General features: G+C 63.1%; 11 protein-coding genes, 1 tRNA gene and 1 riboswitch. Of the genes, 6 read left to right on the top strand and 6 right to left on the bottom strand.

Going from position 1 to position 12171, the window contains the following annotated elements; genetic code table 11:
- Nucleotides 1–44: 44 nt before the first annotated feature.
- The 3 genes from hutU to M1D89_RS22090 all read left to right on the top strand — a co-directional run bounded on the left by hutU (nt 45) and on the right by M1D89_RS22090 (nt 3872).
- Entirely contained in the window at nt 45–1826 is a 1782-nt protein-coding gene (gene hutU, locus M1D89_RS22100; protein WP_498646991.1) for a urocanate hydratase, read from the top strand.
- A gap of 4 nt (nt 1827–1830) precedes the next feature.
- Nucleotides 1831–3423, top strand: coding sequence for a histidine ammonia-lyase (hutH, locus tag M1D89_RS22095; RefSeq protein WP_498646989.1), 1593 nt, complete (start codon nt 1831–1833; stop codon nt 3421–3423).
- 200 nt (nt 3424–3623) lie between these two features.
- Complete coding sequence (locus M1D89_RS22090; protein WP_498646987.1) at nt 3624–3872, top strand: hypothetical protein; 249 nt, start codon at nt 3624–3626, stop codon at nt 3870–3872.
- 188 nt (nt 3873–4060) lie between these two features.
- Here the strand turns inward: M1D89_RS22090 and M1D89_RS22085 are convergent, their stop codons facing one another.
- The 5 genes from M1D89_RS22085 to M1D89_RS22065 form a co-directional block, all read right to left on the bottom strand.
- The gene (locus M1D89_RS22085; RefSeq protein ID WP_017198995.1) at nt 4061–4282 is read right to left on the bottom strand and encodes a hypothetical protein; all 222 of its coding nucleotides are present in this window, start codon (nt 4280–4282) and stop codon (nt 4061–4063) included.
- A 219-nt stretch (nt 4283–4501) separates the two neighbouring features.
- Nucleotides 4502–4572: transfer RNA gene (locus M1D89_RS22080), tRNA-Cys, on the bottom strand.
- 204 nt (nt 4573–4776) lie between these two features.
- Nucleotides 4777–5271, bottom strand: coding sequence for a hypothetical protein (locus tag M1D89_RS22075; RefSeq protein ID WP_498646985.1), 495 nt, complete (start codon nt 5269–5271; stop codon nt 4777–4779).
- Nucleotides 5272–5356: 85 nt separating this feature from the next.
- Entirely contained in the window at nt 5357–6313 is a 957-nt protein-coding gene (gene hutG, locus M1D89_RS22070; protein ID WP_498646983.1) for a formimidoylglutamase, read from the bottom strand.
- Nucleotides 6314–6470: 157 nt separating this feature from the next.
- A complete protein-coding gene (locus tag M1D89_RS22065) occupies nt 6471–7913 on the bottom strand; it encodes an NCS2 family permease (protein WP_017198999.1) in 1443 nt (480 codons plus the stop codon).
- A 114-nt stretch (nt 7914–8027) separates the two neighbouring features.
- Between M1D89_RS22065 and M1D89_RS22060 the strand changes: the two genes are divergently transcribed.
- Both M1D89_RS22060 and M1D89_RS22055 read left to right on the top strand, forming a co-directional pair.
- Nucleotides 8028–8660: a copper resistance CopC family protein gene (locus M1D89_RS22060; RefSeq protein WP_498646980.1), complete on the top strand. Its 633-nt coding sequence runs from the start codon at nt 8028–8030 to the stop codon at nt 8658–8660.
- Between the two features lie 174 nt (nt 8661–8834).
- Nucleotides 8835–9002: riboswitch (cyclic di-AMP (ydaO/yuaA leader) on the top strand.
- A gap of 3 nt (nt 9003–9005) precedes the next feature.
- The gene (locus tag M1D89_RS22055; protein ID WP_309076255.1) at nt 9006–9803 is read left to right on the top strand and encodes an NlpC/P60 family protein; all 798 of its coding nucleotides are present in this window, start codon (nt 9006–9008) and stop codon (nt 9801–9803) included.
- 216 nt (nt 9804–10019) lie between these two features.
- On the opposite strand, the gene M1D89_RS22050 is transcribed toward M1D89_RS22055, so the two are convergent.
- Nucleotides 10020–10712, bottom strand: coding sequence for an NAD(P)/FAD-dependent oxidoreductase (locus M1D89_RS22050; protein WP_402936895.1), 693 nt, complete (start codon nt 10710–10712; stop codon nt 10020–10022).
- Between the two features lie 418 nt (nt 10713–11130).
- On the opposite strand from M1D89_RS22050, the gene M1D89_RS22045 reads away from it, so the two are divergent.
- Nucleotides 11131–12168 carry a universal stress protein gene (locus M1D89_RS22045; protein WP_498646977.1) on the top strand — a complete coding sequence of 346 codons (1038 nt, stop codon included), beginning with the start codon at nt 11131–11133 and terminating at the stop codon, nt 12166–12168.
- Nucleotides 12169–12171: the final 3 nt, after the last annotated feature.

Here is a 12171-nt window from a genome sequence, read left to right as displayed (position 1 = left end):
GAAGATCTTTCCAGCACATACTTCCCACAGACGAAGGAGCCACCATGGCACCCGCCGATTTCACTACAGGAGCCCGCCCGGTCAAGGCCGCGCGGGGTACTGAGCTCACTGCCAAGTCATGGCAGACCGAGGCGCCGTTGCGCATGTTGATGAATAACCTGGATCCGGAGGTTGCTGAGCGTCCGGATGACTTGGTGGTCTACGGCGGCACGGGCCGTGCTGTCCGGTCGTGGGCTGCGTTTGATGCGATCACCCGGACCTTGGAGTCGATGGAGAAGGACGAGACGCTCCTGGTGCAGTCCGGTAAGCCGGTGGGTGTGTTCCGTACGCACGAGTGGGCTCCCCGGGTGCTGCTGGCCAACTCGAATTTGGTGGGGGATTGGGCGACGTGGCCCGAGTTCCGTCGGCTCGAGGCTGAGGGTTTGATGATGTACGGGCAGATGACGGCCGGGTCCTGGATTTACATCGGTACCCAGGGCATCCTGCAGGGCACGTATGAGACGTTCGCTGCGGTGGGGAATAAGCTCGCTGCCGAGGGCCGTCACCCGGCCCCGGCAGTTGAGGGTTCCACGGAGGGCCCTCTTGCCGGGACTCTGACCCTGACGGGTGGGTGTGGTGGCATGGGTGGTGCGCAGCCGTTGGCGGTGACGTTGAATGATGGTGCGTGCCTGATTGTCGACGTCGACGAGTCCCGCCTGCGTCGTCGTGCCGGGAAGCGGTACCTGGACGAGGTTGAAACCGATCTGGACGCCGCGATCGCGAAGGTCCAGAAGGCCAAAGCTGAGCGCCGCGGCTGGTCCGTGGGGTATGTGGGTAACGCCGCGGAGGTGTTCCCGGAGCTGCTGGCCCGGCATAAGGCCGGCGAAGTGACTTTTGATGTGGTCACGGACCAGACCTCCGCGCATGACCCCCTGTCCTACCTGCCGGAGGGCATCACGGTGGCGGAGTGGCACGCCGAGGCCGAGGCGGATCCGGAAGGGTTCACGAAGAAGGCCCAGGCGTCCATGGCCCGGCAGGTGCAGGCGATGGTGGAGCTCCAGGACGCCGGTGCTGAGGTGTTCGATTACGGTAACTCGATCCGTGACGAGGCGCGCACGGGCGGGTACGAGCGGGCGTTTGAGTTCCCCGGCTTCGTTCCGGCGTATATTCGTCCGTTGTTCTGTGAGGGCCTTGGCCCGTTCCGGTGGGTCGCCCTTTCCGGGGATCCGGAAGACATCGCCGTGACCGATAAGGCGATCAAGGAGTTGTTCCCGGAGAACAAGCACCTGCACAAGTGGTTGGATGCTGCTGCGGAGCGGGTGGAGTTCGAGGGCCTGCCGGCACGTATTTGCTGGCTCGGGTACGGTGAACGGGCCAAGGCCGGGTTGTTGTTCAACCAGCTCGTGAAAGAGGGTAAGGTCAAGGCCCCGATCGTGATCGGCCGTGACCACCTGGACTCCGGCTCGGTTGCGTCTCCGTACCGGGAGACCGAGTCCATGGCTGACGGGTCCGACGCTGTTGCTGACTGGCCGTTGCTGAACGCCCTGCTCAATACCTCTTCGGGTGCTACCTGGGTGTCGATCCACCACGGCGGCGGTGTCGGTATTGGCCGGTCCCTGCATGCCGGGCAGGTCTCCGTCGCTGACGGCACCGATTTGGCCGCGGAAAAGCTCGAACGGCTCCTGACCAACGACCCCGGCATGGGGGTCATCCGCCACGTCGACGCCGGCTACCCCCGCGCCGTCGAGGTCGCCAACGAACGCGGCGTCCGCATCCCCATCCCCCCGAGCACCCTAACCTCGCAAGCTCGGTCAGGGAACCCTGCTCGCGTGGCCCCAGAGAAGTAAGAACATGACTATTACATCCAACGAACAGCTCACCGTTACCCTCGGCTCCAGCGGCGTAACCCCGGAAGACGTCGTCGCCGTCGCCCGCCATGATGCCAAGGTGACCATTTCCCAGGACGCCCTGGATAACGTGGCCAAGGTCCGCGCCCACATTGACGATCTCGCCACCAGCGACGTCCCTGCATACGGGATTTCCACGGGCTTCGGCGCGCTGGCCAACCGCCACATCCCCAGGGACCTCCGCACGCAGCTGCAGAAGTCGCTCATCCGCAGCCACGCGGCAGGCATGGGTCCGGCCGTTGAACGCGAAGTGGTCCGCGGCATCATGTTCCTCCGCGCCAAAACCCTGGCATCAGGCCGCACAGGCGTTCGACTCGTGGTCCTGCAGACCATGGTGGACGTTCTCAACGCAGGCATCACACCGCTGGTCCGCGAATTCGGTTCGCTGGGTTGCTCCGGCGACCTCGCGCCGCTGTCTCACTGCGCGCTGGTCCTCATGGGCGAAGGTGAAGCAACGGGGCCCGACGGCGAGCTGTACGGAACCGCTGGCAAGCCTGCAGTTGCTGAGCTGCTCGCGCAGCACGGCATCGAGCCGGTCACGCTGGCAGAGAAGGAGGGCCTGGCCCTCGTCAACGGCACCGAAGGCATGCTCGGCATGCTGCTGATGGCCATCGCCGACATCCGTTTGCTGCTCGCGACGGCGGATGTCACTGCGGCGTTGAGCGTCGAGGCGCTGCTGGGCACAGACCAGGTGTTCCTGCCGGAGCTCCACGCGGCCCTGCGTCCGCACCCTGGCCAGGCTGCCAGCGCCGACAACATGCTGCGTGTGCTGTCCAACTCGCCCATCGTCGCGTCCCACCGGATCAACGACACCAAGGTCCAGGACGCCTACTCCCTGCGTTGTGCCCCTCAGGTTGCCGGGGCTGTCCGCGACACCGTGGACCACGCCGCGCTGGTGGCTTCCCGCGAACTCGCGGCAGCGATCGACAACCCGGTAGTCCTGCCCGACGGCCGCGTCACGTCCAATGGCAACTTCCACGGCGCTCCCGTGGCCTACGTCCTGGACTTCCTGGCCATCGCTGTGGCGGACCTCAGCTCCATTGCCGAACGCCGCACGGACCGCATGCTTGATCCGGCCCGCTCGCACGGACTTCCGGCTTTCCTTGCCGGAGACCCCGGCGTCGATTCCGGCTTGATGATCGCCCAGTACACGCAGGCAGGCCTGGTTTCGGACAACAAGCGCCTCGCCGTTCCGGCATCCGTGGACTCCATCCCGAGCTCCGCAATGCAGGAAGACCACGTGTCCATGGGCTGGCACGCTGCCCGGAAGCTGCGCAAGGCGGTGGAGAACCTCCGCCGCGTGCTCGCCGTCGAGCTTGTCACCAGCGCCCGCGCTATTGACATGCGGACGCAAATGTCCGACGGCGAACTCACCCCGGGTCCCGCCGGCACGGCCGTGCTTGCGGTGCTTCGTGAAGTGGTCCAAGGCCCGGGCACCGACAGGTTCCTGTCGCCGGAACTGGAAGCAGCTGACCGTTTGGTTGGCTCCGGCGCGGTCCGCGCGGCCGCCGAATCCGCCGTCGGGATTTTGGCCTGACGTCGAATAAAACGCTCATTTGATGGGCATATTTGTCACGCCCCGGTCTTTGTTCGCAACGCAAGCACCGGGGCGTGGCAAATGTAGTAAAACTTATGGTGTACGTCACGTCCACGCCAACGATGTCGTGGGCCTGACGGTCAACCGTTTCACACAACTCAATACACAACAGAGAACATCCACAAAGGGGTAGAAGTTCAATGAAGGCACGCGGAGCAGTCCTGTCCAGGCGAAGCGCTCACACGGCTACGGTTACCGACTGGAAGACGCTGAAAGTTGGCGAGCGGGTGGAAGTGGTCAAATACGCCCACGTGATCGCCGCCGGCCGGGTCGAGGAAGTTTCCGGAAGCGGCAACGTCGTATGGCTTGAGCACTTGGGGTCGGGCGTTACCGAAGAGGGCAAGGAACTGTTCATGAAATCCGACGGCGTGACTCTCCGCCGGGCGTAGGCACCCAACTGAGTCGCATTTAAGGGCGTTTTGAACGCTCAAAACGCCCTTAACTGCGACCTACTTGGGCGGGGATAGTTGTTAAAACAGAAACCGGGGCTCGTTCCCTTTCCGCGGGTAGTAGATGCGGAAAGGGAACGGGCCCCGGTTTTTTGTTCGCTGCCGTGAGTGCCGTCAGGGGGTGGCAATCAGGCGGCGAGTACTTCGCGGGTCTGACCGAAGGGAACGGATTCGTCCAGAGCCACTGTGTAGGTGCCAGGTTCGTGCCGGGTCACCAGAATGCCGCAGTTAGCGTCTGCTGCTGCGTTTTCGATCAGGGCATCCACGGCACGGTCGAGTCCGTCGTGGATCTCGTCTGCCTTGGAAAAGGACAGGCGAATTTCGCGTTCTGCAATCATTGCAGGGGTCATTTGGGGGCCTCCTATTACTTGCCGCATGCGAGGGCGACCCATCAATCATAGATGGTGCGCGGCAAGTATTTGTAAGATGACTGGCAGACCAGTGACCTGGGTCTCATCGACGGACCTCGTCGGAGTCCCGGTCTCGCACCCGCGAGGTGGCATTTAACGCCAATGTTTGAGCGGAACATTGGCATCAAATGCCACCTCGCGGGGAGTTTGTGCCCCAAGACGTGGTGGCGGGATTCGAACCCGCGTGCGCTGCTTTGCAGGCAGCTCCCTGGCCTCTCGGGTACACCACGTGCAAGCGACACTAGGCGTCCGTATGCGGCCGGATCAAAGTTCATTTCCCGGGCTTTCGCAGGGCTACGCAGGGTGTCTCTGAGCTACTGGGTGGTGTCGCCGGGCTACGGGAAGGTTGCGCCGCGTTGCCTCCAATGACGGCTGATCTGCGCCCCTGCGCCCCTGCGCCAGCGGATCAGCGGCTAGTTCGTTGAGCGATACGTTCAAGGGTGGGATCCGCGGATAAGCGCGGGATCCGTGCCAACGCGGCGGTTGGCACGCATCCCTGTCAGCTTGGTAACCCCTGACGCCAGGAGCAGCGTGAGGATGGCCGCTGCCATGTGGGTGTAAAGCATGAGGTGGACCGAACCGGTGCTTGGGGCAGCCCCGGCTTCTGCGGCCCCGGATTCTGCGGGCGCGTCCAGCTGGCCGCCGTGCAAGTGATCCAGGAAGCCGTTACCGGGAAAGTACCCTCCAAAGGCGTCAAACCCGAGGTGCAGCAACTGCTGGGCAAGGCCGGACAGCAGCAGCAACAACAGGGGTCCGTGCACCCAACGTGCAATGAGTTGAGCCGCCAGGCAGCAAAGTGCGGCGAAGGCCAGAAGGACGGGGACGGCGGGAATGCTGCCGCCAGCCAGCATGTGCGCAGCCAGTCCAAGGGCTACTGCTGCCAGCCCTGCAACCCAAGCCCACTTCTCCTGCACAAGAGGTGTGCGCATCGCTGTCCTTTCCTCCACACAGGCTACGTGGAGGAATGTGCCCAGGAACAGGGCCTTCCAAACGTCCGCCTACGCCAACGTCCGCTTATGCGAGGAGGGTGTTGATCAGCCGTGCGGCAACCTTCGCGGTCCGGGAATCAATGTCGAATTTCGGATTCAGCTCTGCCACGTCCAGGTGCAGCAACTTTCCGCTGGCAGCAACTTGCCTGCAAACCGCACTGATCACCGGCAGCGGCACGCCATACGCGGCGGGCGCGCTCACCCCGGGTGCCACCGACGCCGGCATCACGTCCAGATCGATGGTCAGGTACACCACGTCCACCCCGGCCAGGAAGTCGGCAACAAATACTTCCGCGGCTTCCGCAGTGCACTGCTCATCAAGCAGGTACTTCACGCCTAAACGTTCAGCGGTGTTGAAGAGCGTCCGCGTGTTGTTCGGTTCCGAGATGCCGACGACGGCGTACTCAAGTTCACGCCCCGCGGCGGCTTCCGCGTGGGCCATCTGCAGGAAGGGCGTCCCTGAGCTCGGCGTCGGTTCATCCCGCAGGTCAAAGTGCGCGTCCAGGTTCAACACACCCAGTCGCTTGCCACGAACCGCTGCAGAACCAGCCACGCCCAAGTAGCTGGCGAAGGCGGTCTCATGGCCCCCGCCCAACACCACGGTGAGGTTTCCGGCGTCGAGCAGTCCCGAAATGGCGCGTCCGGCGCGCTCTTGGCCCACCTCCAGTGAGTCGCCCTCCACAACCACATCACCGGCGTCGAACACGTCACGGTCAAGGTGGAAAGCCAGCGGCCCCAGCGCAGAGCGGATGGCGGCAGGAGCGGCAGCAGCGCCAACGCGCCCCTGGTTCCGGAGGACGCCGGCGTCGCTGCAGAAGCCAAGCACGACGGCGGGTCGAGAGGCTGCTTCCGAGGCAGCCGGCAGATGGGGAGCTACTGCTTGCCACCACCGCCGGTGCTCATCGCCATCGCCATCAAAACGACCTGTCCAAGGGGCAGGGGAGACATCTACGGCGAGGCTGGTGGCGGTTTTAGATCCCATGCTTTAAGGACACCCGAGCCAGGTTCCCAGCACCAGCCATCTAGGAGAGAGCGTGTCTGGAATTCCGGACATCGTGCTCCCCGTAGACGCCGCGAGTTGGCATTTAACGCCCATGTTGGCGCCAAACATGGGCATCACATGCCAACTCGGCGAGGACCTACTTGACGCCCAACAACTCCTCCACAGTTCCGATGCCGAAGAACAGCAGGAACGCGGCTGCCACAGCCCACATCAAGGGGTGAACTTCGCGGGCACGGCCCTGGAACGTACGGATCAGGACGTAGGAGATGAAGCCCGCGCCGAGGCCGTTGGCAATTGAATAGGTGAACGGCATGAGGGCGATGGTCAGGAACGCGGGAATTCCGACGCCCCAGTCCTGCCAATCGATCTTGCCCACCTGGGAGACCATCATGAAGCCCACAACCACCAGGGCGGGAGCCACGGCCTCGAACGGCACCAGGTTGATGAGCGGCGTGAAGAACATGGCCACAAGGAAGAGGACGCCGGTGACGATCGAGGCGAGGCCGGTTCGGGCGCCTTCACCAATGCCGGCGCCGGACTCGACGAAGATCTGGTTGGAGGAAACGGAGGCCCCGCCGCCCACGATTGCACCGAGGGCATCGACCTGGAGGACACGGTCAACGTTGGGGATGTTGCCGTCTTTGTCCACCGTTCCGGCCTCGTTGGCCAAGCCAACCATGGTGCCCATGGCGTCGAAGAAGATGCTCAGGAGAATCACGAATGCCAGCAAAGCCGCAGCGATGAAGCCCAGGTGTTCAAAAGCACCGAAGGGGTTGGCTTTGCCGATGAGGGACAGATCCGGGGCGCCCCATTCGGTGAGCGTGGGGGCCACCAAGGACCAGCCGCGGGGGTTGACGTTGGTTCCGTCAAAGCTTGGGCCGATGTGCAGCGTAAATTCGAGGATGGCGGCCAGCGCAGTGGACACCACGATCCCGATCAGGATGGCGCCACGGACCTTTCGGACCACCAGGGCGATGGTCAGGATCAAGCCCACTGCGAAAACGAGTGTCGGCCAGCCCATGAGCTTTCCGTCCACGCCCAGGCCCAGCGGAACGGTGGTCCCGGCGGCATCAGGGATGCGGCGGACGAAACCCGCGTTGACCAGTCCGATGAGTGCGATAAAGAGGCCGATGCCCACAACAATTGCCGTCTTCAGGGCCTCCGGAACCGCCTTGAACACTGCTGTTCGGAAACCGGTCAGCACCAGGATGAGCATGGTGACGCCTGACAGCACCACGAGCCCCATCATGTCCGGCCAGGTCAACCCGGGATGGGAGGCCACTGTTACTGCCACGAAGGCGTTGACACCCAGGCCTGTGGCCACGGCAAACGGATGTTTGGCCCACGCCCCCATGAGGATGGTCAGGATGCCGGCAACGAAAGCTGTGGTGGCTGCCACGGCCGTGAAGCCCAGCGACGCGCCACTCGAGTCGGGTCCGGAGAGGATCAGCGGGTTCAGCACCACGATGTAGCTCATGGCGAAGAAGGTCGCGAAGCCGCCACGGATTTCCCGCGAATACGTGGATCCACGTTCGGAGATTTTGAAGTAGCGGTCGATTGCAGAACCTTGTTTCAGCATGAAGGTCTCCGGGGATCGAGGGGAGTTTGCTCTCAAATCCTATGTTGTCCGGTGTGGGCCCTTCGAACGATTCGCCTAGTCTGTAAGGAAGCCAACACTAGGAGAAACCGCCCCATGCGTACCATCCGCCCGCTTCTGGCCGCCGTCGTCGCTGCTCTTGCTTTCGCGTCCGCCTTGCTGTTTTCCGCGGCTCCGGCGTCCGCGCACGACGCCGCCGAGTCAACCGCGCCAGCCAACGGTGCCAGCGTGGCGGAAGTCCCGGCGTCGGTCTCCGTCACGTTCAACAACCGCCCGCTCGCAATTGGGTCCGGCGTAACCGTGACGGCAGGCGGTGAGAACTGGGCGGACGGTCCGGTCGAAATCATTGACAACCAAGCCGTCCAGAAGCTTCGAGAGGGCGCTCCGGCTGGTGAATACACGGTTGTATGGCGCGTAGTCAGCTCGGATTCCCATCCCATCGAGGGCACCTTTACGTTCACAGCCACCGCGGGAAGCACGACGACGGCGGCTGGCCCGGTTGGTACGTCACCGACGGCATCAGCGCCGTCAGCCGCAGTACCTACGGTGGGTACCGCAGCGCCGGGAACGGGCAGCAGCGAGCCTGCCGCTGACGCCTCGCAACCCTTCCCTTGGAGCATCGTCGGGCTGGCTGTTGTTGCTGTGGGTCTCGTTGTTTACCTTGCTGTTACCGCACGGAAGAAACTCGCCGCTTCCAACAGCCCTGATGGCGATACTCCCGCGGAATAACGCGGTTTTCTACGTACCTGCGAATATCTCGAAACGGACACTGCGACACGCCAGAAGCCCACTTCCCGTTACTTAAATGTGACTTCGGTGGAATCATCGCGTACGGTAGTACCTGTGCCTGTTCCACGTAGCGGGCACTTCCGGCCTGATTGCCTAGCTCTGCCGCAGTCCGGAATCCGTTCGCAGACAAACCTACGGCAGAGACGGGGAACCCAATTTAGGCCGCTTTCGAGTGTGCCTTGGGGTGAAGTCACGAAGCTTCCGCTGAACAGCGGGGGATAGTGGCCGGGTGACTCCCATCCGAATCCGACAGCTAACCTCGCAGGCATCGGGAGAGGCTCTTTCATGTCTTCACGCATTCTTCGCGGCCGTCGTAAGGCGGACAGCGTACGTCCTAATCCGTTCATCTCCATCTCGAAGGCAGTAGCCAGCAACGCTTCCGGCGCTGGCCGCCAGGCAGCTGTTATCGCAGCAGCCTCGGGCCTCGTTTTGACCGGCTCCATTGCTGCCCACGCAGCTGAGGCTCCGGTTCAGCGCGACTCCAGCCCCGCAACGGTCGCTGAGACCGTTTCCGAGGCACCCACCAAGGTTGTTACCGCTCTGGCAACGGCTACCGTCAACTTCGAGCGCCCGGCCGTTGCTTCCGTAGCAGCCCCGGTCATCGAAAAGCCGGCTCCCGTTGTTGAGGCTCCTGTGGTTCAGAAGGCAGCAGTCACCACTGCTGCTGCAACAGCTCCCGTCGCAGCCCAGGCTGCGGTTGCTGCTGCTCCTGTGGCTGCCGCACCGGCTGCCCCTGCTCCTGTAGCTGCTGCTCCCGCCGTTGGCGGCGTCAACGCAGCCATGGTTGCTTCGGCTTACGCACAGATCGGCGTTTTCCAGGACTGCACCGCCATGGTCGAGAAGGCCCTCGGCTCCGCAGGCATCCCGGTAGGCGACCTCGGTCCCATGCAGTTCATGAACTACGGCAAGGTCGTCAGCGATCCCCAGCCCGGTGACATGATCGTCCAGTCCGGCCACGTTGCTATCTACATCGGCAACGGCCAGGCAATCAGCGGTGGCATCAACGGCAACCAGACGGGTATCCACCCGATCAGCTGGTTGACCGCAACGGGTCCCCTGACCTACGTACGCGCTGGCGCATAAAGCCTCACGCTTCAGTTCAAAGGCCGGTGCCTTCAAAGACTAATGTCTTTGGAGGCACCGGCCTTTGACGTTAAGTTCTGTTTGTTATTGTTCAGCGGGGAAAGAATGTTCAGTAGGGAAAGCTCGACGGCGGGTCAGGCGACGGCGGGTCGGTGGCCGCGTGGGCGGCGGGGCCCGTGTGAGCCCCTGGGCGGTCGTGCCCCAGGCGTAGTGCCCCTAGGCGAGGGCGATGCCCGGACCTGCGGGCAGGGCAACCTTTGAGGAGATGGCTTGGCCCACTGCCTTGGCTTGCCGCAGCACTTCCTTGGGAGACGGGGTGATGAGGTCCCCAACACCCACCAGGTGCATCCCTACCGCCCGCATGGCTGCCGCGAAGTTCTGGCCAACGGCTATTCCAAGTTCGGCGAGCATGCGGCGCAACTGGCTTTGGGCGCAGCGTGTCACTACTACGTGGTCTGCCAAGAGAACGCCGTTGGCTGTGTGGACTGCCCACTGGCGTGGAGTGGATTCGAGGGGGCCGGATACGTGGAGACCCGTTCTCAGGCCCGCTGTGGTCATGCTGGCGGCCAGCCCGTATCCGATTTGCCGGGAGGGGTCGGAACCCAGGAAATCAAGGCGGACGGCGCGCGTGGTGTTGCGAACGTCCAGTTGGTGGTTGGCGGCGTAGTTCCGCAGGTGTCGGAGGATCTCGTTGCGTTCCTGCATGGCTGCAGGATCGGCCACCTCGGTGCGTTGAAGCATGCCTGTATGAACGGAAGGACCAGTGGTGGACAATGCACCAAACCCGTCCACGACGATTGAGCCCACGCCATAGCGGCTGAGTTCGCTGGCAACTGCCAAGCCGGACAGGCCGGCTCCGATAACCACGGTGGTGGTGCGCTCCGTGCCGGAATCAGGCGTGAGTGACACTGCTTGGTTCCTCCTTGACGTGTGTGCCTTACGGCATCGCGTGGGATCGCGTCCGAGTTCCCCAAGCGGCCGCAAATAAATGGCCGGAGTGTGTGGTGTGAAACACGTTCGCCGGCCATTCGGTGACTCGAACACTACCGAACTTTTTCGGCCATGGATAGCCTCCGCGGCTGCGCGTTTTGTGTGTTCGTCCGCAGCGCAATGTGTATGCCCGGCAACCGAGCCCGGACCGTTATGCACATAGCCCAATGTCGCCTTGATTCGGTACTGCTGACCGAGAATAGTTGGCACTGGGAGGAGAAATTTCCCGGTTTCTCCTGCTCCGGCCATTGACAATGAAACAGCGAGGGAATCCGACGCGGAGAACCTCTGGCAGAATAGCCGGAACATCAAGCAGTAGGTGGAGAGGCAGGCCCCCATGGACCAGCACGGCAGACACAGTGAAGAGCCACAGGACGGCCAGGATCAGGCCGTGGAACCCGGTGGCATCGTGGTGGGAGTGGACGGTTCAGAGCATGGTCAATGTGCTTTGGTTTGGGCCGCGCGGGAGGCCGAACGTCGGCAACTTCCCTTGCATATCGTCACGGCATATTCTGTGCCCATCTTCGCCGCCTCCGGGCTGGACGGCGGCTACGCAACAGTCGATGATTCCGTGATTCGCGAGGGCGCGGATGCGATCGTCCGGCAGGCCCTGGATAAGGTGTCCCGATATGCCATCGACGTCGATGCATCTGTCGAGAACGGCGACGCCGCTGGCGTCCTGTTGGATCTTTCCAGCGAGGCAGCCCTCCTTGTCTTCGGCAGCCGGGGCCGCGGCGGATTCGTTGGGCGTTTACTTGGCTCAGTCAGCAGCGCCTTGCCCGCCCACGCCAAATGCCCCACTGTGACTGTCCCGCTCTACTGTGCCGACCGCCTTGGTGAAAGCACTGAGGACAAACACATCAAGGCTGAACATGCCAAGGCAGGCCCACGTACTGTGGAAAACGTAGTTGCCGTAGGCGTGGACGGTTCCGAGCAGGCCCGCGTGGCCGTGCTCGAAGCGGCCGAGCAAGCACAGCGCATGGGAGCGAAACTCCGGGTGATTTGTGCCGTGCCGCAGTACAGCGGTTCCCTGGCATGGGTTCCGGCACCCTTGGACCGGGATGCCTTGTTTGCGGATATCAAAGTCCAGCTTGACGCCGGGGCTGATTGGCTCAGAAGCCACTTCCCTTCATTGCCCATGGAAACGGAACTCCGGGATGGTTCCCCCGTTGATGTTCTGGTGGAAACCAGCCGCAGCGTAGAGCTGGTGGTTCTGGGCACACGGGGCCGTGGTGGTTTCGCGGGGATGCTGTTGGGTTCTACATCGGACGGAGTCCTGCACCACTCCAAGGGACCGGTAATGGTTGTCCCGGACCGTGAAGATCCGCGACTCGCTGACCGTCAGAAGTTTGGGCCGATGCTCGGCGCTGCCTAAGCC

The sequence above is a fragment of the Arthrobacter sp. D3-18 genome (assembly GCF_054408525.1).
Note: the sequence above shows the minus strand (reverse complement) of the source record. Positions and strands in the feature narration are given on the sequence as shown.

What these genes read in the sequence shown, in the direction of transcription:
- M1D89_RS22085 (WP_017198995.1), bottom strand. Translation starts at nt 4,282, where the DNA reads ATGACCCCTGCAATGATTGCAGAACGCGAAATTCGCCTGTCCTTTTCC.
- M1D89_RS22065 (WP_017198999.1), bottom strand. Translation starts at nt 7,913, where the DNA reads ATGCTGAAACAAGGTTCTGCAATCGACCGCTACTTCAAAATCTCCGAA.
- M1D89_RS22055 (WP_309076255.1), top strand. Translation starts at nt 9,006, where the DNA reads ATGTCTTCACGCATTCTTCGCGGCCGTCGTAAGGCGGACAGCGTACGT.
- hutG (WP_498646983.1), bottom strand. Translation starts at nt 6,313, where the DNA reads ATGGGATCTAAAACCGCCACCAGCCTCGCCGTAGATGTCTCCCCTGCC.
- M1D89_RS22045 (WP_498646977.1), top strand. Translation starts at nt 11,131, where the DNA reads ATGGACCAGCACGGCAGACACAGTGAAGAGCCACAGGACGGCCAGGAT.
- hutU (WP_498646991.1), top strand. Translation starts at nt 45, where the DNA reads ATGGCACCCGCCGATTTCACTACAGGAGCCCGCCCGGTCAAGGCCGCG.
- M1D89_RS22060 (WP_498646980.1), top strand. Translation starts at nt 8,028, where the DNA reads ATGCGTACCATCCGCCCGCTTCTGGCCGCCGTCGTCGCTGCTCTTGCT.
- M1D89_RS22090 (WP_498646987.1), top strand. Translation starts at nt 3,624, where the DNA reads ATGAAGGCACGCGGAGCAGTCCTGTCCAGGCGAAGCGCTCACACGGCT.
- M1D89_RS22075 (WP_498646985.1), bottom strand. Translation starts at nt 5,271, where the DNA reads ATGCGCACACCTCTTGTGCAGGAGAAGTGGGCTTGGGTTGCAGGGCTG.
- hutH (WP_498646989.1), top strand. Translation starts at nt 1,831, where the DNA reads ATGACTATTACATCCAACGAACAGCTCACCGTTACCCTCGGCTCCAGC.